The sequence below is a fragment of the Streptomyces sp. NPDC046985 genome, from assembly GCF_040644415.1.
Classification (GTDB): Bacteria; Actinomycetota; Actinomycetes; order Streptomycetales; family Streptomycetaceae; genus Streptomyces.
In genome coordinates, this window is sequence record NZ_JBEYWK010000022.1 from 111,525 (window position 1) to 135,187 (window position 23,663).

Below are 23,663 nucleotides of genomic sequence, written 5' to 3' on the forward strand. Positions count from 1 at the left end.
CATACGATCTGCGCACCGGTGCACCGCTCCCCGCGGCGCGCAACGGTGTCGCCCGTTAGCGGTAACGTGAGCACCGATGAACGCCAAGCCCGACGTGCGGCTCCCCGCCGTATCTGTGATCATGCCCGTCCTCAACGAGGAGCGGCATCTGCGCGGAGCCGTGGAAGCGATCCTCGCGCAGGAGTACGACGGCGAGACGGAGGTGGTGATCGCCCTGGGGCCGTCCGCGGACCGGACGGACGAGATCGCCGCCGCACTCGTCCGCGACCACCCGCGCGTGCACACGGTCCCGAACCCCTCCGGCCGCACCCCCGCCGCGCTGAACGCCGCCATCAAGGCGTCCCGCCATCCGGTGGTGGTCCGCGTCGACGGCCACGGGATGCTCTCGCCGGACTACATCGCCACCGCGGTACGGCTGCTGGAGGAGACCGGCGCGCAGAACGTGGGCGGCGTCATGCACGCCGAGGGCGAGAACGACTGGGAGCGCGCCGTCGCCGCCGCGATGACGTCGAAGATCGGCGTGGGCAACGCCGCCTTCCACACGGGCGGCGAGGCGGGCCCGGCCGAGACGGTCTACCTCGGGGTCTTCCGCCGGGACGCGCTGGAGCGACAGGGCGGCTACAACGAGGAGTTCGTCCGCGCCCAGGACTGGGAGCTGAACTTCCGCATCCGCGAGGCGGGCGGCCTGATCTGGTTCTCGCCGCGGTTGCGGGTCTCCTACCGCCCCCGCCCGACCGTGCGGGCGCTGGCCCGGCAGTACAAGGACTACGGCCGCTGGCGGCACGTCGTCGCCCGCTACCACGAGGGCTCGATCAACCTGCGCTACCTCGCCCCGCCGGCCGCCGTGTGCGCCATCGCGGCCGGGATCGCGGTGGGCGCGGTCCTTAGCCCGTGGGGCTTCGTGGCGCCGGGCGGCTACCTGGCGGCGATCGTCGCCGGGTCGGTCCCGGCCGGCCGGGGACTGCCGCCGCAGGCGCGGCTGCGCATACCGCTCGCCCTGGCCACCATGCACATGTCGTGGGGCTGGGGCTTCCTCACCAGCCCGAAGTCGCTGGCCCGCCGGGTCATCGCCTCGCGGCGGCCGGCGGTCGTCGCCGCCGGCTGACCGCCGCGCGGCGCGTCCGCACGTCCGAAGGGCTCCTCCCCCCAGCGGGAGGAGCCCTTCGCGTAGGGCGGGTCCGTCCGGACGGCCGCGGCGGGGCCGGTCCGTCCGGACGGCCGCGGCGGGAACAGTCCGTCCCGACGGCCGCGGCGGGAACGGTCCGTCCGGACGGCTGCCGCGCTACCAGCGGTAGGGCGCGTACACGTCCATGCACTGGCCGGCGTCGGCGCCGTTGATGGCGTCGGAGTTCTCCGGGATGTCGCCCGCCTTCGGCGCCTGCTGCTTCGGGTAGGACGTGCCCGTGCGCCAGTCCGCGCCCACGACCACCGTCACGCCGGTGACGTCGGTCGACTTCTCCACCGAGCCCGCGGGGATGCCGAGCGCCGTGGCCACCCGCTCGGCGTCGGCCTTCAGCTCCGCGCTCGGGTAGCGGACGACGGTCTCGGCGGCGGCGGCCGTCTGCGAGGCGTCGGCGGACGCCCTGGCGAAGCCCTTGCCCACGAGTTCCCGGCTGATCGCGCTCGCCCGGTGCGGCACCGGGGCCAGCGCGGACGTCCCGGTGCCGTTGCGCACCGCGACGCCGATCTGGTCGGCCGGATCGGCGGGGTCGGCGGAGGGCTTCGGGCCCTCGTCGGCGCCGGAACCGGCGGACGGCCGTCCGTGGGCGTCGAAGGCCACGTCGTCGCGGACCATCTTCCACATCTTCTGGGCGTTGGCGCCGTCCGGCACGACGTGGTCGCTGTTCCGCGGGTCCTGGACGTTGGGCATCGTCGTCATGGTGATGCGGTCGGTCGGGACGGTCTTGAGCTGCATCGCCAGGTCGTAGAGCTTCTTGACGGTGCCGATCTCCTCGGAGACCTGGAGCGAGCGGGTGGCCGCCTCGGCCAGGTCCATCAGGCGGCCGGTGTCGGTGAAGACGCTCTGGCTCTTGAGGGTGCGGATCATCGAGTTCAGGTACATGTGCTGAGCCCTGGCGCGCAGCAGGTCGCTGCCCCAGGCGTGCCGGGTGCGCAGCCACTGCAGGGCCTGCTTGCCCTGCACCTTGGTCGTGCCCGCCTTCAGCTTCAGACCGGAGCCGCCCGAAGCGGTGGGCAGCGGGCGGTCCCACACGTTCTGCTTCGTGCAGACCTCGACGCCGCCGATGGCGTCCGCCATCTTCACCACGCCCGCGAAGTCGATCGTCATCCAGTGGTCGATGAAGACGCCGGTGAGGTTCTGCCAGGTGGCGAGGGTGCAGCCGGCGCCGCCCCGGGCCAGCGACACGTTGATGATGTCGTTGGTGGGCGGATAGACCGTGCCGGTCTTCGGGTCGGTGCACTTGGGGATGTCGACGCGGGTGTCGCGGGGGATGCTCACCACGGCGGCGCTCTGGCGGTCCGCCGACAGGTGGATGAGCATCTGCACGTCGCCCAGCGGCGGGTCGCCGCGGTTCGCCCGGCTGCCGCCCAGCGCCACGTCCGCGTCGGAGTTGCGGCTGTCGGACCCGATCAGCAGGATGTTCACCGGCTTCTGGCCGGCCGCGTTCGGCTGTGACTGCAACGCCTTCGAGTCGCCGCTGCTGCGCTCGCCTTTGCGTATGTTGCCGTTCAGGTGCTGTAGGTAGAGGTATCCGGCGCCGGCCGCGCCGATTATGACCACCGCGAGCAGCGTCGCCGACCAGCGCAGCACGCGTCTCCTGGGACGTCTGCCCCCGCCGCCGCGCCGCCCGCGGCCGCCCGCCTCCGGGCCGCGGCCCCCTTGGCCGCGACGGCCCCGGCCGCCCGACGCGCCTCTGCCGCCCGACGCGCTCCTGCCGCCCGAGGTGCTTCTGCCGTGCGCGGTCGACGGCGCCGTGTTTCCGACGGCCGCCCCCTCCCCGCGCAGATCGCTCTGCGTCAAATCCCCATCCTCCCACCCTGTCCCGTCGCACGGGCCTGCCCTGCGCCTTGTGAGACGCAGGGCAGGCCCGTTCGGTCGCACTGTCGGCTCAACCGGCGCACTGAACCTTGTCAGCCGTGGACTTGACCACGTCCGGGGCCTTAGCTGGAGCGGTGACCGAGACGCCCGCGCCCTTGAAGTCCGCGCCCAGCGTCAGCGTCATGGCGGGCAGCCCCTGGGAGTTGGACACGCTCTGGCCCGGCTTGAGCGCGGCGCCGGGCAGTCCCATCAGCGCGGCGAGCTTACGGGCCTGGTCCGCCTGGTCCGGCGCGTATTCAAGCGTGGTCTTGTCCAGGGTCCGCGGCGCGTTGCCCGCGTTCTCCGACTTGGTGACGCCCTCGGTGTTCTGCATCCAGCTCAGCGTCTCCTGCGCGGAGCCGGCCGGCGCCCCGCCGTTGAGGATCCGCACCCGCACGTCGGAGGCCGCGGACTGGGGGCCCTTCAGCCGGGCCGCCTCGGCGTCCTTCTGCGCCTGCTGCTTCTTCTTCACCGCGGTGAAGGAGACGTCGCCGCGGATGGCGTCGAAGACCTGGGGCGCGGCGCTCGGGTTGACGATGACCGTCTTGTGCACGACGCCGTCCTCCGGGTTGTCGAGCACCGGCGTGGTGAGGAAGGTGATGTTCTTCGTCGGCACCTTCTTCAGCTCCAGGGCCATGTCCTTGAGCGTGCTCACCTTGCTTATGCCCTGGTCGACCGTCAGCGCCTTGGTGGCGGCGTCGGCGAGGTCGTAGAGCTTGGCCGGGTCGGTGAGGGTGTCGCCGGAGGACATCTTGCGCATCAGCGAGCTGAGGAACTGCTGCTGCACCTTGATGCGGTCCAGGTCGCCGTGGTTGCCGAAGCTGTGCCGGGTGCGCACGAACGCCAGCGCCTGCTCGCCCTCGATCTTGGAGGAGCCGGCGGGCAGCGACAGGTGCGACTCCTTGTCGTGCACCGCGTGCTTGAGGCACACCTCGACGCCGCCCACGGCCGTCGACAGCGTCTTCACCGCGTTGAAGTCGGCCATCATGAAGTGGTCGGGCGCGACGCCGGTGACTTCCTTGACCGTGCGCATGGTGCAGCCGGGGTCACGGCCGTCCTGGCCGAGGCTGGTGTTGAAGCGCGTGTCGGGCGTGCCCGGGATGACCTTCGTGGTGCCGTCGGGCTGCTTGGTGGGGCAGTCCGGCACGTTCACGATCAGGTCGCGGGGGATGCTCAACGCGGTGGCGTTCGTCCGGTCCTTGGAGACGTGCAGCAGGATGTTGGTGTCGGCGTGGCCCACGCTGCCCTTGTCGCCGTAGCCCTCGTTGCCCTTGCCGGTCCGCTTGTCGGTGCCGATGATCAATATGTTGAACGCTTCGTCCTTGCTGAAGCCGTTCTTGGCCGCGCTGCCCACGTCGGTGGTGGTGACGTTGCCCTCAAGGTGCTGAAGGACCAGGTAGCCCGCCGTGCCGGCGCCCACCAGAACGAGCGCGAGGACGCCGCCGGTCCACGCCAGGATCTTCTTGGTCTTCGACTTCTTCTTCTCCGGACGGCGTCCCCGGCGGCCGGGCGGCGGCGCCTCCGGCGGCGCGTTCCTGCGGCGGCGCTGCCCGGGGACCGCGCCGCCCGGCGCGGCCGTCTCCCGCGACTGCTGCCGCGAGGACGGGCGCTCCGGCGCGTCGGCGCGACGGCCGCCGGGGGGCGGGCCGCTGCCCGTGCCGTGCGAGGTGGCCCTGCGCGGGCCGGGCACCTGCGACTGCGCAGAGGAAGCGCCCAGTCGCAGTTCGTATTCGCCGGTGTTCGGGTTGAGCACCCATTGGTCTGCGGGGTCGATGTCGTCCGCCCGCCCACGGCCTTGCGCGTCCACGGTTGTCCGATCCTCCGTCGGGGCCACGCGGCGCCTCCCCCCTCAAAGGCGCTCAAGTCTGGTTCACACAGTGCTCGACCCCAGGGTGACCTCGCGGTCGGCAGCACCGGATCGCTCACACTATCCGCCTTGTTGAGGATTGAGCGACGCCGGTGACGCATCGCACGTCCCTACAACCGGGCAATCCGCCCATATCCTTTGAGGACGGGACGGCTTTGGCCGCGGCTTTACCCGGAGGAGTCCCGTGAGGCCGTGGCGCCGGGGCGGCCGACGACGGTCTCACGGGGGCCGCGGCCGGTCCGCCGGACTCCGGAACGCCGCCGGGAACCTACGCAGCGTCATCGGACGGTTGCGTACGCGCACGGACCGGCGCCCGGAATCCGGGGCCGGTGAAGGGCCCTCCGGCGGCTCGGCGAAGAGGCCGGACGGGGAGCCGTCGGGGTCCGGCCGTACGGCGTCAGGGCTGGCCGCGGGTGTCGGGGCCCGGCCGTACGGCGTCGGGGCCTGGTCACGCGACGTCTGGGCCCGTCCGCGGGGCGTCGGGCCCGGCTGCGCGGGCGCTCCGGTCAGCGGGCGGTCGCCGTGACCCGTTCGGCCTCGATGCGCCGGGCCAGCGCGTCCCCGTCCAGCCGGTCCAGGCCGCGGCACAGCACGACCGAGCCCCCGGCGGCGAGCGGCGCGTACAGTCCCGCGCTCAGCCCCTCCCAGGTGCCGTACGGCAGCCCCGACAGCAGCCGGGCGCCGGGCCCCGTCAGATTCAGCTCCGGGGCGTCCCGCCGGGCCCGCTCGACCGTCTCCGCCGCCGTGTACTCCGCGCCGGCCACGATCAGCGCCGGGGCCTCGGGGTCCACGGGCGCGAACGGGGCGAACGCGTCCGCCTGCCCCGGAACCTCGACGGCGTAGTCGAGGAAGCCCTCCGGTGGCTGCGGGAACCGGCCGCCCAGCGGCCTGAGCGCCAGCGCCACCCGCTCCCCGGAGCAGGCGCGGGCCTCGGCGAGCGCGTCCGGCCCGCTCACCACGACGTCGGCCGCCGCCGCCGGTCCGCCGACGTCCGCGACCACGCCCACCGACGCGCACGCCAGCAGCCACACCGCCGTCTGCCAGTGCGCCGGCAGCAGCAGCGCGACCCGGTCGCCGGGCCCGGCGGCGAGGTCGCCCTGGAGCAGGTTGGCGGTCTTGGTCACCCAGTTGGCGAAGGTGGCGACGGACAGTTCGACGCGCTCGCCCGTGGCGTCGTCGTAGAAGGTCACCAGGGGGCGTCCGGGGTCCGCGGCGAGCGCGGAACGCAGCAGGTCGGCTGGGGTGCGTTCGGTGGCGTTCACCCGCACCAGCGTACGCGGCGCCGCACGCCCCCACCGGAGGCGCCCTTGGGCCGAACCGGTGGCCGATCGCCGGTGCGGCCCACAGATTCGACGACTCGTCAGTTCTGTTATAGACATGAATGTCTGACTATGTCCAAGATCGGGGGCATGCCTCGACACGGATTCCTCGCGTCCGCGATCGGCCTCGCCGGCGCCGCGTCCCTCGTCCTCGCCCCGGCCCCCTCAGCGGTCGCGGCGCCGGCGCCGGCGAGCCCGGCGGCGGCCGCACCGGCGGCTCCGGAGCAGGCGGCCGTCCCCGGCAGCACCCAGTCGCTTCCCCTCGTCCCCCTCGCCCCGGCCGCCCGGAGCCACGGCCACCGCCGGAAGGCCGGCCCGCGCTTCGCACAGGGCCTGCACCGGTCGCACGTACGGCGCTTCTCCCTGCTCGGCGTCGTGTGGCACGACCCCGGGACCGAACTGCGCGGCCAGGTGCAGGCCCGCACCCGCTCCGTCGCCACCGGCCGCTGGTCGGCCTGGCAGGACGTCGACACCCACAACGCCGACCACGGAGCGGACCCCGGCACCGCCGAACGCGCCGCCGGACGCGTCCGCGGCGCCACCGCACCGCTGTGGGTGGGCGACTCGGACGGCGTGGACGTACGCGTCCGCGCGGAGACCGGCCGCCGGGCCGCCCCGCTGCCCTCCGGGCTGCGCCTGGAACTCGTCGACCCCGGTTCGGAGTCCGCGCCGGCCGCCGGAGCGCCGGCCGGACAGGGACGGACCGGGCAGGGGCGCACCGGGCAGGGGCGCACCGGTGACGCGAGCGAGGCGGCGTGGGCCGCCTCCGCCGCCAACGCCGAACTCGTCCCGCAGGGCGCCACCGTGATCCCGGCGCTGAACCGCCAGGACACCGAGCACGAGATGCTCGCGCTGCGCGGCCGCTATCTGACGGAGCACCAGCGCCGCAACCCGTACGTCGGACCGCGCCCGAGCATCGTCACCCGCAGCGGCTGGGGCGCCGACGAGTCGCTGCGCGAACCGGACTTCGCCTACACCGACACGGTGAAGGCGGTCTTCGTCCACCACACCGCCACCGGCAACAACTACCGCTGCGCGGAGTCCGCCTCGATCATCCGCGGCATCTACCGCTACCACGTCAAGAGCATGGGCTGGCGCGACATCGGCTACAACTTCCTGGTCGACAAGTGCGGCAAGATCTACGAGGGCCGCGCCGGCGGGGTGGCCAAGCCGGTGATGGGCGCCCACACCCTGGGCTTCAACACCGACAGCACGGGCGTCGCCGTGATCGGCAGCTTCGACGAGACCAGGCCCGCCTCGGCCGCGCTGAAGGCCGTCGAGCGGCTGACCGCCTGGAAGCTGGGTCTGTACGGCGTGGACCCGCGCGGCACGACCTATCTGACGTCGGCCGGTGGCAACCTTTACCCGCAAGGGACGAGCGCGCGCCTGAACGTGATCTCCGGCCACCGGGACGGCTTCGCCACCACCTGCCCCGGATGGCAGCTCTACGCCAGGCTCGGCACGATCCGCTCCGCCGCCGCGCGACTCCAGGGCCGTTGACGGCGGAGCCGTCGACAGCGGAGCCGGCACGGCCGCACGGAACGGCGCGGCGCTGGACCGGGCTGCACACACTGGCCGGCCGAAGGACAGATCGGCCGGTCCCGGCAGGAAGCAGAGACGACAGGTGAAAGAAGCGATCCTCCTGGTCGGCGGCAAGGGCACCCGGCTGCGTCCGCTCACGGTGCACACTCCCAAGCCCATGGTGCCGGCGGCCGGGGTGCCGTTCCTCACGCACCAACTGGCGCGGGCGAGAGCGGCGGGCGTCGAGCACATCGTGCTCGCCACGTCCTATCTGGCCGAGGTCTTCGAGCCGTACTTCGGCGACGGCTCCGCGCTCGGACTCCACCTGGAGTACGTGACCGAGGAGGAGCCCCTGGGCACCGGCGGCGCCCTGCGCAACGTCGCCACCCGGCTGTGCTCCGGCGCCGACGACCCGGTGCTCGTCTTCAACGGCGACATCCTGACCGGGCTGGACATCCGGGCGCTGGTGCGCGCCCACGAGGACAGCGGCGCGGACGTCTCGCTGCACCTGACGAGGGTGGCCGACCCCCGGGCGTATGGCCTGGTGCCCACCGACGGCGCCGGGCGGGTGCTGGCCTTCCTGGAGAAGCCGCAGACCCCGGAGGAGATCGTCACCGACCAGATCAACGCGGGGGCGTACGTCTTCCGTCGCTCGGTCATCGACGCCATCCCGCAGGGCCGCCCGGTCTCCGTGGAGCGCGAGACCTTCCCGGACCTGCTGTCCGCCGGCGCCCACCTGCACGGCATGGTCGACTCCACCTACTGGCTGGACCTGGGCACCCCGGCCGCCTTCGTGCGCGGCTCGGCGGACCTGGTGACGGGGCGCGCCCCGTCCCCGGCCGTGCCGGGCCGCTGCGGCGACCGCCTGGTGCTGCCCACCGCCGTCGTCGCCGCGGACGCCAAGCTGACCGGCGGCACGGTGGTCGGCGAGGGCGCGTTCGTCGCCGAGGGCGCGCGGGTGTCCGGCAGCACGCTGCTGCCCGGCGCCGTCATCGAGCCCGGCGCGGTCGTCACCGACTCGCTGATCGGCGTCCGGGCGCGGATCGGCGCCCGCTCCGTGCTGTCCGGCGCGGTCGTCGGCGACGGCGCGACGGTCGGCGCCGACAACGAGCTGCGCGACGGCGTGCGGGTGTGGTGCGACGCGCTGATCCCGGCGGGCGCGGTGAGGTTCTCCTCCGACCAGTGACCGCGCGGGGACGGGGGCGCGACACCCAGCGGGCCGCGCCCCGGCCGCCGAGCCCGGCGCCTGCGGGACGCCGTTCGCTCGTCGAAGCCCGGTGCCTGCGGGATGCCCTGCGCCTGCGGGACACCGCCCGCCTGCCGAAGTCTGGCACCTGCGGGACGTCGCTCGCCCGCGAAGCCCGGCGCCTGCGGGACGCCGCTCGCCCGCCGAAGCCCGGCCTCTGCGAGGACTCGCTACGGTCGCCGGTCCCGGCCAGGCGTCACAGGCGTCCGATGTCGCCCCGGGGCATCCGCGGGCCGCGCCGCTCCGGGATCCGCCCGCTCAGCAGGATCAGCCGCGCCGCCCGGTGCCGCTGGCCCGCGTAGGGCTCCAGCAGCCGCAGCATCTCCGTGTCGTCGGCGTCCCGGTTCCCGGCCAGCGCGTAGCCCACGATCCCCGGCAGGTGCAGGTCCCCGACCGTCACCGCGTCCGGGTCCCCGTGGCTGCGCTGCACGGTCTCGGCCGACGTCCAGGGGCCGATCCCGGAGACCAGCTCCAGCCGCTCCCGCGCCGCCGCCGGGAGCATCAGCGCCGTCTCCTCCAGCCGCGCGGCGACCCGCGCCGCACGCAGCACCGTGGACGCCCGCTTGTCGTCGACCCCGGCCCGGCGCCACTCCCACGACGGGATCAGCGCCCAGGCTCTCGGTCCCGGCGGGACGTGCAGCCGTACGGGCGTCGGGCCCGGCGCCGGCTCCCCGAACCCGCGCACCAGGCTCCGCCAGGCCGCGTACGCCTCGACCGTGGTGACCTTCTGCTCCAGAATCGAGGGGATCAGCGACTCCAGCACCAGTCCCGTCCGGGTCAGCCGCAGCCCCGGGCGCCGGTGCCGGGTCAGCGCGAGCAGCCGGTGCCGCGGCTCGAAGCGCGACGGGTCGTCAGCGGCCCCGAGCAGGTCGGGCAGCCGCTCCAGCAGCCACTCGGCCCCCGGCCCCCAGGACTGGCCGCACACCTGCCCGCCGCGCGCGAAGACGCGCAGCGTGCCGGGCCCCAGCGGGGTGAGGCAGGCACGCCACACCGAGCCGTCGGGCGTCGCGCGGAAGGTCGGATCGCCCGCCCCGCGCCGCAGCGGCCCGAGCACCAGTCCCAGGTTCAGCGGGCCGTCCGGGACCCAGTCGCGGCTCAGACCGGGCCCGGCGGCCTGCCGCGGCACGCCCGCGGGCACGCGGACGTCCCCGCCGCGCACGGTGGTGCGGGTGGGTCGCGGAGCGAAACGTCCTGCCACGAGGAATATCCCAGGAACTGCCGGAAGCGCCGGGGCGCCGGAATACAGGGAAACCGGAATGCGGGAAAAGGGGAGAGATAGGGGGAGATAGGGCGAGTAAGCAGAAGTAAAGGAGAGAGGAGCGCCCTACGAGCGTATGCGGTCGCCTGGCGAACCGCGCGGACTCACCTCACCTCACCTCACCTCACCTCACCTCACCGCACCTCGACGAACGCCGCCGCGTCCCGCGCCGGCCGCGGCGCGGGCGGTCCCGCGGGGTGGCCGACCGCCACCGCGCCCATCGGGTCCCAGTCGTCCGGCAGCGCCAGCACCTCGCGCACGACCTCCCGGCAGAACATCGTCGAGGACACCCACGCCGAGCCGAGCCGCTCCCCGGCCAGCGCGACCAGGAAGTTCTGCACCCCGGCGCCGGCGGCGACCACGAACATCTCCCGCTCGGCGCCGTCGCGCCGCGCGTCGCCGTAGGTGTGCGAGCCGTCCATGACCAGGCACGGCACCGCCAGATACGGGGCGTCGCGCAGCACGTCGCCGCGGCGGACCCGCCGGGCGATCGACTCCTCGCTCTTGCCGTCGCGGCGCAGGTCCGCGATCCAGGCGTCCCGCATCGCGTCGAGCAGCCGCGTGCGCGACTCCCGCGACTCCAGCAGCACGAACCGCCAGGGCGTGGTGTGGTGCGGGGCCGGCGCGGTCACGGCCGCGGCCACCGCCCGCCGCACCGCGCCGGGGTCGACCGGCTCGGCGGTGAAGGACCGCACGGTGCGCCGCTGGGTCACCGCCTCCCGTACGGCCTCGGAGGCGCCCAGCCGGAACATGTCGTCGCGGGCGTCGCGCACCAGGGCCCGCGCGCCGGCGCCGTGCTCCTCGGTCGCCAGGCGCCCGAGTCCGCGCACCACGGCGACGGGCAGCCCGGCGGCCTTGCCCTTGACCAGGTCGCCCGCGGCGGCCAGTTCGTCGGCGGCGGCCACGACGGTGGCGCTGAGCGGGTTGCCGTGCGCGTCGGCGCCGCCGCGCAGGTCGTCTAGGACGCGCAGCCCGGCGGCGCCGACGGCGACGTCGGTGAGTCCGGCCCGCCAGGGGCGGCCGAAGGTGTCGGTGACGACCACCGCGACCTCGACGCCGAGGGCGTCGCGCAGTCCGTCGCGGATCGCCCGCGCGGAGGCGTCGGGGTCCTCGGGCAGCAGCAGCACGGTGCCGGCGGGCGTGTTGGAGGCGTCGACGCCGGCCGCCGCCATGACCAGCCCCTGCCGGTTCTCCACGATGCGCAGCGCTCCGCGCCGGGCCACCACCCGCACGGTCTCGGCGTCGATCGCGGCCTCCCGGTCTGCCGCCTCGACGATCCGGCCCTCCGCCTTGGAGACGATCTTCGAGGTGACGAGCAGCACGTCCCCCTCGGCCAGTCCCGGCTCGGCGGCGGCGATCAGCTTGGCCAGGTCGTCCCCGGAGACGACCTCGGGGATCCCGTCCAGGGCCCAGACCCGGTAGCCGGGGGCGAGGCCGTCGCCGTACCGGTCCGGCGGCGCGTCACCCGGCGTGCCCGCGGGCGGTCGTCCGCTCACGCTCCCCGCACCTCCTCGGCGAGCGCCAGCGCCTCGCGCGCCATCTGCGCGGCGGCGTCGACGTCGGTCATCATCAGCGGCACCGCGCGGCACCGGATCCCGGCCGACTCGACCCGGTCCACCGAGGCGGCGTCCACCGTGTCCACCAGCCAGCCGTCGAGCAGCCCCGAGCCGTAGTGCTCGGCCACCGCGGCCGCCGTGGACTCCACGCCCACCGCGGCGAGCACCTTGTCGGCCATCCCGCGCACCGGCGCGTCCCCGACGATGGGGGACAGGCCGACCACCGGAACCCCGGCGTCGGCGATGGCCTCCCTGATGCCGGGCACCGCCAGGATGGTCCCGACGGAGACGACCGGATTGGACGGCGGGAAGAGGATCGCGTCCGCCTCGGCGACGGCCTCCAGCACGCCCGGCGCGGGCTTGGCCCGCTCCGCGCCGACCGGCACGACCGCCTCGGCGGGGACCGACGCCCGCAGCCGCACCCAGTACTCCTGGAAGTGCACCGCCTTGCGCTCGCCGTCGACCTCGACCGCCACATGGGTCTCCACGCGGTCGTCGGTCATCGGGATCAGCCGCACGCCGGGCTTCCACCGGTCGCACAGCGCCTCGGTCACCGCGCTGAGCGGGAACCCGGCGCCCAGCATCTGGGTGCGCACGATGTGCGTGGCGAAGTCGCGGTCGCCGAGCCCGAACCAGTCCGGTCCGACGCCGTAGGCCGCCAGCTCCTCCTTGAGGTGGAAGGTCTCCTGCGACCTGCCCCACCCCTGCTCCTCGTCGATGCCGCCGCCGAGCGTGTACATCACCGTGTCCAGGTCCGGGCACACCTTCAGCCCGAACAGGTGAATGTCGTCGCCGGTGTTGCCGATGACGGTGACGTCGGCGTCCGGCGCCGCCCGCTTCAGACCGCGCAGGAACCGGGCGCCGCCGATGCCGCCTGCCAGAACCACAATCCGCATGGGCCCAAGTCTGGCAGGCCGGTCGGACAACGCGGCGCCAGCCCGGCTGCCGGGCCCGGCGGCCGGGCTTTCCGCACGCCGACGGCCGCGCGCTCGGCGGCCGTGCCTCGGCGCCCCGGCGGCCATGCGCTCGGCGGCCCGACGGCCGCGCCCCGTCCGCCTCGGCTACGCCCCGAGCGCCTCGGCGGCGGCCTGAGCGCAGGCGGCGACGGCCTCCGCCGAGGACCGCGGGAGCATGGTCATCTCGGTCAGGCCGGGGAAGTACACGTGCAGGCTGACGGCCGGGCCCAGTGTGTCGTTGACGACCTCGTGCGCGTAGCCGGGCGCGAACACGCGCTGCGCGCCCGCCTCCAGCGCGCGCGTGCCGTGCCGGGTGTGCTCGGTCAGGGCGCCGTCCAGGACGGTGAGCACACCGCTGGACGGGCCGTGGTCGTGCCGCCCGCTGCCCTGTCCGGGCACCCAGGACAGCAGCCACACCTCGTAGCCGGGGCCGGTGCGCAGCCGGTGGTACCAGCGGGCCGCGGCGTCGTAGCGGACCAGGTGCTCCCACTGAGCGCGATCGGCAGCGAGGGAGCGGGCCAGGCCGGCGAACTCGGCGACGGTGGCCGGGTGCTCGCGCGGAGGCTGGAGCAGGTGGGGGACTTCGAGGAGGTCGCCTGCGATCTGGAGGTCGCTGTCGCTGTTCATGGAGTGTGGTCGTCCCTCGGTGGAGGCGGCGGGGGAGTGCGCGGTGCGCGGCGAGGAAGGGGAGGAAGCGGGAGAGCGCTTACGCACGCTCAAGGACGCGAAACGAAGCCGAGCGAAGCTGAACGAAAGGGAGTGCCGGTTCTCCGCAAGCCTGCGGGAGAGGTCCGGACGGCGGCTGGAGCGCGCTCAGGCGCGTGGCTCAACAGCAGCGAAGACAACAGCTACAGCGGGCGCGGGCAGCACCGTGCGACCCGGCGGTGCGGGTCGAGGTGGATGCGGGGTGCGCCGACATACCCACAAGAACACCGGCTCACACCACCCCTGTCAACTCACCGCCCGAAATATGGGACATGTTTCACCTCATCCGGTTCACCTACTAGGTGAAAGGTTTGCTCACCGGGGAGCCGGGACACATGGCGCACATGCCGGGCGCGCAAACGCCGTCGCCATCCCGTGATCAGACTGTGATCCGGTTCGCTTCGCCGTGCGTGTCGGAACGAGTTCGAAGGCCAGCGCGTCCTTTCGCTCGCGGGCTCCTCGGGAGCGCCGCGCAGGACCCGACGTCTTCGGGGCGTCGGCTGCGTGTCAAGGTTTATGCCGATTTGAACACTTTCTGCATGGCCTTGGTTCCGCAGAGTGAATAAGGGGCCCAATAGCAGATCTCAGCTTGACTCGCCCGGAGCAGCACACTTGTAATTTCACTCGTGTCGTTCAGCCGCGATCGGTGACGGCCACATCACGGGGACGCGAAAGAACAGACGAGGGGCGCACATGACCGAGCTGGTGCAGGAACTGCTGGTCGACGACGCGGACGAGGAACTCGGCTGGCAGGAGCGCGCACTGTGCGCCCAGACCGACCCCGAGTCCTTCTTCCCCGAGAAGGGCGGCTCCACCAGAGAGGCCAAGAAGGTCTGCCTCGCCTGCGAGGTCCGCTCCGAGTGTCTTGAGTACGCCCTGGCCAACGACGAGCGCTTCGGCATCTGGGGCGGCCTGTCCGAGCGCGAGCGGCGCCGCCTGAAGAAGGCGGCCGTCTGACCCTTCGCCACCGGCGCCCGGCGCCGACCGTGTGCACGCATCCCCCAGAGAACGTCACGAACGGCCCGTCGCGAGTGGGTTATCCACAGGCGGCGGGCCGCCGTCCTGGTCAGCCAGTAGTGTGGTCGCTCGTCCGAGAGGCCCGCTCCTCTTGCGGGAGACCCTCCCCAGGGAGCGCGGGCGTCCACCGCAGTCCACCGAACCGGGGCCGTGTATCTCGATGTCCGTGCACAGCCATACGGCAGCCCACTACGACGACGTCCCCTCCGCGCCGTCCGACCCCGCGCGCGCGACGCGGTCCGCCCCGGAGGCCGACCCGAACCGCCCGCCGGACTTCCCGCGGCACGTCGTCACCGCCGTCCTCGTCTCCCACGACGGCGCCCGCTGGCTGCCCGACGCGGTCGCCGGCCTGCTCGGCCAGGAGCGTCCGGTGCAGGACGCGGTGGCGGCCGACACCGGCAGCGCGGACGCCTCCGCCCAGGTGCTCACCGACGCCCTCGGCGCCGACCGCGTCCTGCACCTCGCCCGGCGCACCGGCTTCGGCCAGGCCGTCGAGGAGGCCGCCCGCGCCGTCCCCCGCCTCACCCCGGACCACCTGCCCTACCTCAAACGCCCCAGCGGCTGGGACCCCGTCACCCGCAGTTGGCGCGACGACGCCTACGACCTGCCCGAACTCCCCTACGGAGAACCGGTGCAGTGGCTGTGGCTGCTGCACGACGACTGCGCCCCCGAAGCGGGCGCCCTGGCCGAGATGCTGCGCCTCGTGGACGCGGAGGCCGAACTCGGCCGCGACGACGTGGCGGTGGTCGGCCCCAAGCTGCGCGGCTGGTACGACCGCCGCCAGCTCCTCGAAGTGGGCGTCAGCATCGCGCACTCCGGCCGCCGTTGGACCGGTCTTGACCGTCGCGAACAGGACCAGGGACAGCACGACCACGTCCGCTCCGTGCTGTCCGTGTCCACCGCCGGGATGCTGATCCGGCGTGATGTCTTCGAGCGACTGGGCGGGTTCGACCGCAGGCTGCCCCTGATGCGCGACGACGTCGACCTGTGCTGGCGCGTCCACGCCGCGGGCCACCGCGTCCTCGTCGCGCCCGAGGCCGTCGTCCGGCACGCCGAGGCCGCCTCGCGCGAGCGCCGCGCCGTCGACTGCGTGGGGCGCACCGCGGCCTCCCCGCACAAGGTCGACAAGGCGGGCGCCGTCTACACCCTCCTCGTCAACACCCGCACCGCGGCGCTGCCCTGGGTGCTGCTGCGCCTGATCCTCGGCACGCTGCTGCGCACCGTCGCCTACCTCGTCGGCAAGGTCCCCGGCCAGGCGCTCGACGAGATCCGCGGCCTGGCGGGCACGCTGCTGCGGCCCGAGCGGATCCTCGCGGGACGCCGCGCCCGCGGCAGGCCGCAGATCGACCAGAGCGAGCTGCGGCCCCTGTTCCCGCCGCCCGGAGCGACCATCCGCGCCACCGTCGAACAGGTCGCCGGCAATCTCGTCGGCCGCTCCGACCCGGAGGTCTCCTCCGCCGGCCGGCACGGCGGCGCGGTGGAGTCCGGGCCCGGCGGCGACGACGCGGACTTCCTGGAGATCGAGCAGTTCGCCCGGCTCAAGCGCATTGCCCGCAAGCCCGGCCCGGTGCTCTTCCTGGTGCTGCTGGCCGTCTCCCTGGCCGCCTGCCGCAACCTGCTGGGCGGCGGCGCGCTCGCGGGCGGCGCCCTGCTGCCCGCACCGGCCGACGCCTCCGAGCTGTGGTCGCGCTACCTCGACTCCTGGCACCCGGTCGGCGCCGGGGGGACCCCGTCCGCGCCGCCGTACCTGGCGCTCATGGCGACGCTCGCCTCCCTGCTGCTCGGCTCGACCGGCCTCGCGGTCACCGTGCTGCTGGTCGGCTCGGTGCCGCTGGCCGGGTTCACCGCCTACTTCGCCTCCCGCCCGCTCGTCCCCTCCCGGCTGCTGCGCGCCTGGGCGGCCGTCGTCTACGCCGTCCTGCCCGCCGTCACCGGCGCGCTGGCCGGCGGACGGATCGGCACCGCCGTCCTGGCCGTGCTGCTGCCCCTGATCGCCCGCGCGGCCCTCGCGGCCAGCGGCCTGGCCCGCCGCTCCGGGGCGCGCGGGAGCTGGCGCGCCACCTGGGCGTACGCCCTGCTGCTGACGATCACCACCGCCTTCACGCCCCTCGTCTGGCCCCTCGCGTTCGTCCTCGGCGCCGCCGTGCTCGTCGTGCGCCGACGCGACCTCGTGGCCTACGGGCTGCGCTTCCTGGCCCAGACGGGCACCCCGCTGCTGGTCCTGGCGCCCTGGTCGCTGACGCTGCTGCCGTTCGGCTTCTTCCACGAGGCCGGCCTGGACTACGGCCCGTCGGCCGCGTCCGCCCTCGACCTGCTGGGCGCCGCGCCGGGCGGGCCGGGCGCCCCGCACGGGCTGATGCTCCTCGGCATCGTCCTGGCCGCGCTGGCCGCCCTGCTGCGCGGACAGCGCCGACGGGCCGTCCTGACCGCCTGGGCCGTCGCCCTGACCGCTCTCGTCTTCGCGGTCCTGTCCAACCGGTCCGCCTGGGCCGGACCCGCCGCCCTCGTCTACGGCCTCGCCCTGCTGGCCGCCGCCGCGCTCGGCGCCGACGGAGCGCGCTCCCGCGTGGCCGAACAGAGCTTCGGCTGGCGCCAGCCGGTCGCCGCGCTGATCGCGTTGGCCTCGGCCGCCGGTCCCCTGCTCCTCCTCGCGGGCTGGGTGATCCGCGGCGCCGACGGCCCGGTGGAGCGCCGCGACCCGGTGCAGGTGCCCGCGTTCGTCGCCGAGGAGAGCGGCACCCGCGACCAGGCGCGCACCCTGGTCCTCGACAGCGACTCCCCCGCCCACGTCGGCTACATGCTGGTCCGCGGCTCCGGTGTGCGCATGGGCGACGCCGAGGCGGCCGCCGCGGGCGGCGACGCCCGGCTCGACAAGGTCGTCGCCAACCTGGTCGCCGGTTCCGGCGCGGACCAGGCCGGCCAGCTCGGCGGCTTCGCCGTGCGGTACGTCCTCGTCCACCAGGGCGCCCCCCGCGAGATCAGCCGCGTCCTCGACGCCACTCCGGGACTGAGCCGGCTCAGCCGTCAGGACGGCGCCGCCCTGTGGCGGGTGGACCGGGAGGTCTCGCGCGCCGCCGTCGTGCCCGCCGCTCCCGGCTCGGGCGCCGGGGGCGGCGACACGACCACGCCGCAGCCCGTCGCCGCCGGACCCGTCGAGATCCACACCACGATCCCGTCCGGCGCCGCGGGCCGCACCCTGCGCCTGGCCGACTCGGCCGACCCGGGCTGGACGGCGACCCTGGACGGCAAGCCGCTGACCCGCACCACCCTCGACGGATGGGCCCAGGGCTTCGCGCTGCCCGCCTCCGGCGGTCGGCTCGACGTCGCCTTCGACGACCCGTTCGGCCACACCGCCTGGCTGTGGGTCCAGGGCGCCCTGGCCGTCGTCCTCGTCGTCCTCGCCCTGCCCGGCCGCAGGATCCGGGTCGACGACGACCTGCCCGAGGAGCAGCCCGTGGCCGCCCCGTCCGGCGGCGACGGGGAGGGCCGTCGCGCGCGCCGACTGCGCGCCCAGGCCGAGGCCGAGGAGGCCGCGCAGCAGCAGCCCCCGGCCGCTCCCGGCACCCCGCCCGCGCCCCCCGCGCAGGACCCCGTCGCCGTGCCGCACCAGGCGTCCTACGACGCGTACGCGTACGGCGACTCCGGAACCGGCGCCGGTTCCGACTCCGATTCCGGCTCCGCCGACTCTGACTCCGATGACTGGGACGCCGCCGTCGCCTACGCCGGGGCGCAGCACGCGCAGCACCAGCAGCCCGCGCCGGGCGCGGCCGACGAGTACGGCGCCTACGGCGGGCAGCCGTACCCGGCCGACCCGGCCCACGCCCACCCCTACCAAGGGGGCGGCTACGACCAGGCGTACCAGGGCGTCCACGGCGACCCGTATCAAGGCGCCCAAGGCGACCAGGCCGCCCCCTACCAGGGCGACCCGTACGACCCCTACGCCTACGGCGCCCAGCCGCCGACGGCGCCCTACGACCCCGCGACGTACCACCAGGGCTACGAGGAGCCGTACGACCCGGCGCAGCACCCCTCGCACCCCTCGCACGGCATGGGCGGCGAGCGCCCCGACGGGAGCCAGCAGTGAACCGCACCACCCTGTCCCTGATCGCCGGTGTGACCGCGCTGGCCGCCGTCACCGGATTCGCCGCGCTGGACACCCCGGACGCGTCCGGCGCCGGGGCCGGCGCCGTGGCGGCGGCCCGGCTGCCCGTCGAGCGGACCACCCTGGTCTGCCCGGCGCCCAGCGACTCCGACATAGCCGATACCTCCTACGCGTCCTTCACCCCCGTGACCCAGGGCGCGGGCGGCGACGGCACGGCCACGCTCCGGGCGGCCGCCGGGGATTCGGCCGCCTCGGCCGCCGGCGGCAAGGGCGGCAGCGGCGGGAAGGCCGGCAAGGGCGCGCAGAAGGCCGCCAAGCCCGTGCTCGCGCCCAGGGCCCCCGGCGCGCCGGTCACCGGCGACGCCTCGGGCGGAGACGCGCCCGCGCTGGTCGGCACGGCCGAGGGCAGGTTCGCGCCCGGCTGGACCCTCCAGCAGACCACCGAGGTCGCCGCGGGCACCGGCCGCGGGCTGCTCGGCGTCGACTGCACCGCGCCCGACACCGACTTCTGGTTCCCCGGCGCGAGCACCGCCGACCACCGCACCGACTACCTGAACCTGACCAACCCCGACGACTCCTCCGCGGTCGTCGACATCGAGCTGTACGGCAAGGACGGCGCCGTGAAGTCGCAGGTGGGCGAGGGCATCACGGTCGCCCCGCACGCCAGTGAACGCGTCCTGCTGTCCACCCTCGCCGACGCGCCGCAGGAGAACCTGACGGCGCACGTCAGCGTGCGCAGCGGGCGGGTCGGCGCGGCGGTCCAGGCCCTGGACGACAAGATCGGCGGGGACTGGCTGACCGCCGCCGAGCCCGCGGAGGCGCTGGTGCTGCCGGGCATCCCCAAGGACGCGACCTCGGTCCGGCTGATCGCCTTCACGCCCGCCGACGCCGACGCCGACCTGAAGGTGCGGCTCGCCTCCCCGTCCGGGCTGATCGCCCCGGCGGGCCACGACAGCGTGCACCTGAAGGGCGGCGCGACGACCGCCGTCGACCTAGGCGACCTCACCCGTGGAGAGGCGGGCGCCCTGGTGCTGACCCAGTCCGGGCCGCCCGTGCCGGTGACCGCCGCGCTCCAGGTGACCCGGGGCAAGGGCGGCAAGCAGGAGACGGCGTTCATCCCGGCGACCGCACCCGTCACCGCGCGCGCCAGCTCGGCCGACGGCGGCGAGAAGGGCTCCACGCTGTCGCTGACCGCGCCCACCGCCGCCGCACAGGTCAGGGTCACCGCCTCGGCCGGCAGCGGAGGCGGTACGGCGGCGTCGAAGACGTACACGATCAAGGCGGGCGCCACGGAGGACGTCACCGCGCCGGTCCCCTCCGGCCTGAAGGGCGCCTACGCCCTGACGGTGGAGCACCTGTCCGGCGGCCCGGTCTACGGGGCGCGCATCCTCACCGCCACGGAGGAGGGCGTCCCCGGCGTCACGGTCCAGACCCTGCCGGACGACCGGGGAACGGTGTTCGTCCCGCACGCGGACCAGGACGTGTCCGTGCTGCAACGGTCCTGACGGACGGAACGGGGTTCTGTCGCGGGGGTCGCGGTTCCCGTCGCGGGGGAGGGGCGGGACCCGGCTCGGCGGGGCGTGGCGTGGGCGTCCCAGGGGAGTGCGGCGAGAAGGCGTTCCCGCGAAGGGGGGCGGGAGCTGTTCCCGTCGAGGGGGCCTTCCCGATGAGGGCCCGTGCGAGGGCCCGTGCCGAGGAGCGCCCGTGCTGGTGGAGCCTGGCCGCGCGCGTGCCGCGCTGGCGCAGGGCGCCGACGGGAGCGCCCGTGCTGGTGGAGCCCGGTCGGGGGCCCGGCTGGTGCGGGCGGGAACCCTGGTTCGGTCCTCGGTTCAGTCCTCGCCGTAGCGGGGGTCCACCGTCTCCGGCGTCAGCCCGAGCAGCTCGGCCACCTGCTCGACCACGATCTCGTGCACAAGCGCGGCCCGCTCCTCGCGGCCCTTGCTGCGGATCTCCACCGGCCGCCGATAGACGACCACCCGCGCCCGCTCCCCGTCCTGGGCCGCGACCGTGCCGCCGAGCGGCACCGGCTCGTCGCTGAAGGAGTCCTTCGGGCCGTCCAGCCGCGGCACCTCGAGCACCAGGAAGTCGATCTCGGTCAACTGCGGCCACCGCCGTTCCAGGCGGTCCACGGAGTCCTGCACGAGATCCGCGAACGCGTCGGCGCGGCTCGCGGCCAGCGGCACCTGGGGCGGCGCGATCGGGCCGCGCATGCCCCGGCCGTGGCGATCACGTCGTCGGGGCCCCGGGCCTGCGGCACGGGGCGGAACACGGTTGTCCATCACCGCTGAAGCGTAGTCCCCGCCGCCCCGCCGCGCCCGGCTCCCCGCGTCGCCGCGGACACGCGCCGGACGCGGACGCGCAGCGGCCGGTCTCCGCCGGATCCCTCCAGGATCCCTCCCCAAGCGATCTCTCTGACGACTCCGGAGCACCTGGAGAATGGCGCCGTTTGTGCCGGATCGCGACCGGAGCGGCGAGCGCCCCGGCCTTGCCTCGGCGGCCGTTCGTGCAGGTCAGCAAGGGGTGCTGGAGGGAGGGTGTGAGGCGTCTCACGGCACGACACGGCGGGGCGGCCTGGCGCGGAGTCGTCGCGGCCCGCTCAAGAGTGCGGTACCGTCCAACGTCGTGAGCCCTGTACGTCGCTGTTCGCGCACCGCTTGCGGCCGTCCTGCCGTAGCGACGCTGACGTACGTCTACGCCGACTCGACCGCGGTCCTCGGCCCGCTCGCCACCTACGCCGAACCCCACTGCTACGACCTGTGCGCCGAGCACTCCGAGCGCCTCACCGCCCCGCGCGGCTGGGAGGTGGTCCGGCTCCTCGACGGCTCGGCGCCCGCCCGCCCCAGCGGCGACGATCTGGAGGCGCTCGCCAACGCGGTGCGCGAGGCGGCCCGGCCCCAGGAGCGCGCGGCGCAGGCCGGAGGCGGCGGGGCGCGCGGCGCGGACCCGATGGAGGTCGCGCGGCGCGGCCATCTGCGGGTCCTGCGGTCCCCCGACAACTGACGAGCCGTCAGCCGCACGGCGAGTCGGCGCCCTTGCGACGCGACTGCCTCTCCGGGGCACTCCCCGGCGCTGCATCCCTACCTTGCGACGCGACTGCCTCTCCGCGGCACTCCCCGGCGCTACATGCCTTCCCGGCGCGGCAACCCGCCCGCAGGCACGGCAGACAGCCCGCCCCAGCCCCCCGAGTCCGACGGCGACCGGCTGCACGTTCAAACCCTCGGTTGTCAGGCTGCCCAGCCCCCCGAGGCCGACGGCGACCGCGCACGTGACCTGACAAGTCCGCGCGGCGCCCGTCCAGTTGCACGCGGGTGTGCGCGCCGGGCCGGTCGTGGGCCGGTCGGGCCGTCTCGGACCGGTAGTTTGTGGGGACCGATTGGGACGTCAGAAGGGTTGGCCGTGGCTGCTGATCTCTCGCAGATCGTGAAGGCGTACGACGTGCGGGGGGTGGTCCCGGACCAGTGGGACGAGTCCCTGGCCGAGTTGTTCGGGGCCGCCTTCGCCGAGGTGACCGGCGCCGCCGCGCTCGTGACCGGTCACGACATGAGGCCGTCGTCGCCGGGCCTGTCCCGCGCCTTCGCCCGGGGCGCGGCGCGGCGCGGCGCCGACGTCACCGAGATCGGGCTCTGCTCGACCGACCAGCTCTACTACGCCTCCGGCGCGCTCGGCCTGCCCGGCGCGATGTTCACCGCCTCGCACAACCCGGCCCAGTACAACGGCATCAAAATGTGCCGGGCGGGCGCGGCCCCCGTCGGCCAGGACTCGGGCCTGGCCGAGATCCGCGAACTGGTCGAGCGGTGGCGCGCGTCGGGCGCCCCGGCGCCGGCCGCCCGCACCGGCGCGGTCAGCCAGCGCGACACGCTGGAGGACTACGCGGCGCACCTGCGCTCCCTCGTCGACGTGACCGCCATCCGTCCGCTGAAGGTCGTCGTCGACGCGGGCAACGGCATGGGCGGGCTCACCGTCCCGCCGGTCCTGAACGGGCTGCCCGTCGACCTCGTCCCGATGTACTTCGAACTCGACGGCACCTTTCCCCACCACGAGGCGAACCCGCTCGACCCGGCCAACCTCGTCGACCTCCAGCGGCGGGTCCGCGAGGAGCGCGCCGACCTCGGCCTGGCCTTCGACGGCGACGCCGACCGCTGCTTCGCCGTCGACGAGCGCGGCGAGCCGGTCTCGCCGTCCGCGATCACCGCGCTGGTGGCCGCCCGCGAACTGGCCCGGCACGGCGGCCGAGGCGTCGTCATCCACAACCTCATCACCTCCCTCTCGGTCCCCGAGGTGGTGCGGGAGAACGGTGGCACGCCCGTGCGCACCCGCGTGGGCCACTCCTTCATCAAGGGCGAGATGGCGCGCACCGGCGCGATCTTCGGCGGCGAGCACTCCGCGCACTACTACTTCAAGGACTTCTGGAACGCCGACACCGGCATGCTGGCCGCCCTGCACGTCCTCGCCGCCCTCGGCGGCCAGGAGCGGCCCCTGTCGGCCCTGGTGGCCCAGTACGACCGCTACGCCGGCTCCGGCGAGATCAACTCCACGGTCGCCGACCAGCCCGGCCGCCTCGCCGCGATCAGGACCCGCTACACCGGCCGCGAGGACGTCGTCCTCGACGAACTCGACGGCCTCACCGTCACCGGCCCCGACTGGTGGTTCAACGTCCGCCCGTCCAACACCGAACCCCTGCTCCGCCTGAACGCCGAGGCCAAGGACGAGGCGACCATGGCCAAGGTGCGCGACGAGGCCCTGGCCGTCATCCGCGGCTGAGCCGCGCACCGCACCGCCGCCGGTCTCCCACCGGCGGTACCCTGACCAGGCACGTCCGTACCCGCCGTGCCCCCAGTACCGCTGAACAGTCCCTATCCGCCTCTCACGCCCCGGAGGGAACGCCATGCCGCTCGAAGCCGGCCTCCTGGAGATCCTCGCCTGCCCTGCCTGCCACGCCCCGCTCCGGGAGCAGGAGGCCGAGCTGATCTGCACCGGTCAGGGCTGCGGCCTGGCCTACCCGGTCCGCGACGGCATCCCCGTCCTGCTCGTCGACGAGGCCCGCCGCCCCGCGTGACCGCCGCCCCGACGGCCTGACGT

The 23,663-nt window shown here is 74.6% G+C and carries 17 protein-coding genes; 9 read left to right on the forward strand and 8 right to left on the reverse strand.

Annotation, left to right across the window (positions count from 1 at the left end):
* Nucleotides 1-76 precede the first annotated feature (76 nt).
* Nucleotides 77-1,105 (forward strand): glycosyltransferase family 2 protein, encoded by a 1,029-nt coding sequence (locus ABZ861_RS26100; RefSeq protein ID WP_361634606.1) that lies wholly within the window; start codon nt 77-79, stop codon nt 1,103-1,105.
* 177 nt (nt 1,106-1,282) lie between these two features.
* On the opposite strand, the gene ABZ861_RS26105 is transcribed toward ABZ861_RS26100, so the two are convergent.
* The 3 genes from ABZ861_RS26105 to ABZ861_RS26115 form a co-directional block, all read right to left on the reverse strand.
* On the reverse strand, nt 1,283-2,980 hold the full coding sequence (locus ABZ861_RS26105) for an LCP family protein (protein WP_361634609.1): 1,698 nt from the start codon (nt 2,978-2,980) through the stop codon (nt 1,283-1,285).
* An 88-nt stretch (nt 2,981-3,068) separates the two neighbouring features.
* Nucleotides 3,069-4,844, reverse strand: a complete 1,776-nt coding sequence (locus ABZ861_RS26110) for an LCP family protein (protein WP_361634611.1) — start codon at nt 4,842-4,844, stop codon at nt 3,069-3,071.
* A gap of 566 nt (nt 4,845-5,410) precedes the next feature.
* Entirely contained in the window at nt 5,411-6,166 is a 756-nt protein-coding gene (locus tag ABZ861_RS26115; protein WP_361634614.1) for a TIGR03089 family protein, read from the reverse strand.
* Between the two features lie 147 nt (nt 6,167-6,313).
* Between ABZ861_RS26115 and ABZ861_RS26120 the strand changes: the two genes are divergently transcribed.
* On the forward strand, nt 6,314-7,723 hold the full coding sequence (locus tag ABZ861_RS26120) for a peptidoglycan recognition protein (RefSeq protein ID WP_361634617.1): 1,410 nt from the start codon (nt 6,314-6,316) through the stop codon (nt 7,721-7,723).
* A 124-nt stretch (nt 7,724-7,847) separates the two neighbouring features.
* The gene (locus ABZ861_RS26125) at nt 7,848-8,930 is read left to right on the forward strand and encodes an NDP-sugar synthase (RefSeq protein ID WP_361634620.1); all 1,083 of its coding nucleotides are present in this window, start codon (nt 7,848-7,850) and stop codon (nt 8,928-8,930) included.
* 256 nt (nt 8,931-9,186) lie between these two features.
* Here ABZ861_RS26125 and ABZ861_RS26130 read toward each other — a convergent pair whose 3' ends face one another.
* From ABZ861_RS26130 to ABZ861_RS26145, 4 genes are all read right to left on the reverse strand, one after another.
* Nucleotides 9,187-10,188: a DNA-3-methyladenine glycosylase 2 family protein gene (locus tag ABZ861_RS26130; protein ID WP_361634622.1), complete on the reverse strand. Its 1,002-nt coding sequence runs from the start codon at nt 10,186-10,188 to the stop codon at nt 9,187-9,189.
* Nucleotides 10,189-10,382: 194 nt separating this feature from the next.
* On the reverse strand, nt 10,383-11,744 hold the full coding sequence (locus ABZ861_RS26135) for a coenzyme F420-0:L-glutamate ligase (RefSeq protein ID WP_361634625.1): 1,362 nt from the start codon (nt 11,742-11,744) through the stop codon (nt 10,383-10,385).
* Entirely contained in the window at nt 11,741-12,700 is a 960-nt protein-coding gene (gene cofD / locus ABZ861_RS26140; RefSeq protein ID WP_361634627.1) for a 2-phospho-L-lactate transferase, read from the reverse strand. The genes ABZ861_RS26135 and cofD overlap by 4 nt, the downstream gene beginning before the upstream one ends.
* A gap of 165 nt (nt 12,701-12,865) precedes the next feature.
* The gene (locus tag ABZ861_RS26145; protein WP_361634630.1) at nt 12,866-13,387 is read right to left on the reverse strand and encodes a cysteine dioxygenase family protein; all 522 of its coding nucleotides are present in this window, start codon (nt 13,385-13,387) and stop codon (nt 12,866-12,868) included.
* A gap of 771 nt (nt 13,388-14,158) precedes the next feature.
* Here ABZ861_RS26145 and ABZ861_RS26150 point away from each other — a divergent pair.
* The 3 genes from ABZ861_RS26150 (at nt 14,159) to ABZ861_RS26160 (ending at nt 20,089) form a co-directional block, all read left to right on the forward strand.
* Nucleotides 14,159-14,422 carry a WhiB family transcriptional regulator gene (locus tag ABZ861_RS26150; protein WP_164338682.1) on the forward strand — a complete coding sequence of 88 codons (264 nt, stop codon included), beginning with the start codon at nt 14,159-14,161 and terminating at the stop codon, nt 14,420-14,422.
* A gap of 220 nt (nt 14,423-14,642) precedes the next feature.
* Nucleotides 14,643-18,566, forward strand: coding sequence for a glycosyltransferase (locus ABZ861_RS26155; RefSeq protein ID WP_361634634.1), 3,924 nt, complete (start codon nt 14,643-14,645; stop codon nt 18,564-18,566).
* A complete protein-coding gene (locus tag ABZ861_RS26160) occupies nt 18,563-20,089 on the forward strand; it encodes a DUF5719 family protein (RefSeq protein WP_361634637.1) in 1,527 nt (508 codons plus the stop codon). The genes ABZ861_RS26155 and ABZ861_RS26160 overlap by 4 nt, the downstream gene beginning before the upstream one ends.
* 324 nt (nt 20,090-20,413) lie before the next feature.
* Here the strand turns inward: ABZ861_RS26160 and ABZ861_RS26165 are convergent, their stop codons facing one another.
* The gene (locus ABZ861_RS26165; protein ID WP_361634688.1) at nt 20,414-20,863 is read right to left on the reverse strand and encodes a metallopeptidase family protein; all 450 of its coding nucleotides are present in this window, start codon (nt 20,861-20,863) and stop codon (nt 20,414-20,416) included.
* 343 nt (nt 20,864-21,206) lie between these two features.
* Here ABZ861_RS26165 and ABZ861_RS26170 point away from each other — a divergent pair, with 343 nt between their 5' ends.
* The 3 genes from ABZ861_RS26170 to ABZ861_RS26180 all read left to right on the forward strand — a co-directional run bounded on the left by ABZ861_RS26170 (nt 21,207) and on the right by ABZ861_RS26180 (nt 23,640).
* Nucleotides 21,207-21,584 carry a DUF3499 domain-containing protein gene (locus ABZ861_RS26170; protein WP_031481227.1) on the forward strand — a complete coding sequence of 126 codons (378 nt, stop codon included), beginning with the start codon at nt 21,207-21,209 and terminating at the stop codon, nt 21,582-21,584.
* A 396-nt stretch (nt 21,585-21,980) separates the two neighbouring features.
* Nucleotides 21,981-23,345, forward strand: coding sequence for a phosphomannomutase/phosphoglucomutase (locus ABZ861_RS26175; RefSeq protein WP_361634640.1), 1,365 nt, complete (start codon nt 21,981-21,983; stop codon nt 23,343-23,345).
* Between the two features lie 124 nt (nt 23,346-23,469).
* A complete protein-coding gene (locus ABZ861_RS26180) occupies nt 23,470-23,640 on the forward strand; it encodes a Trm112 family protein (protein ID WP_361634643.1) in 171 nt (56 codons plus the stop codon).
* Nucleotides 23,641-23,663: the final 23 nt, after the last annotated feature.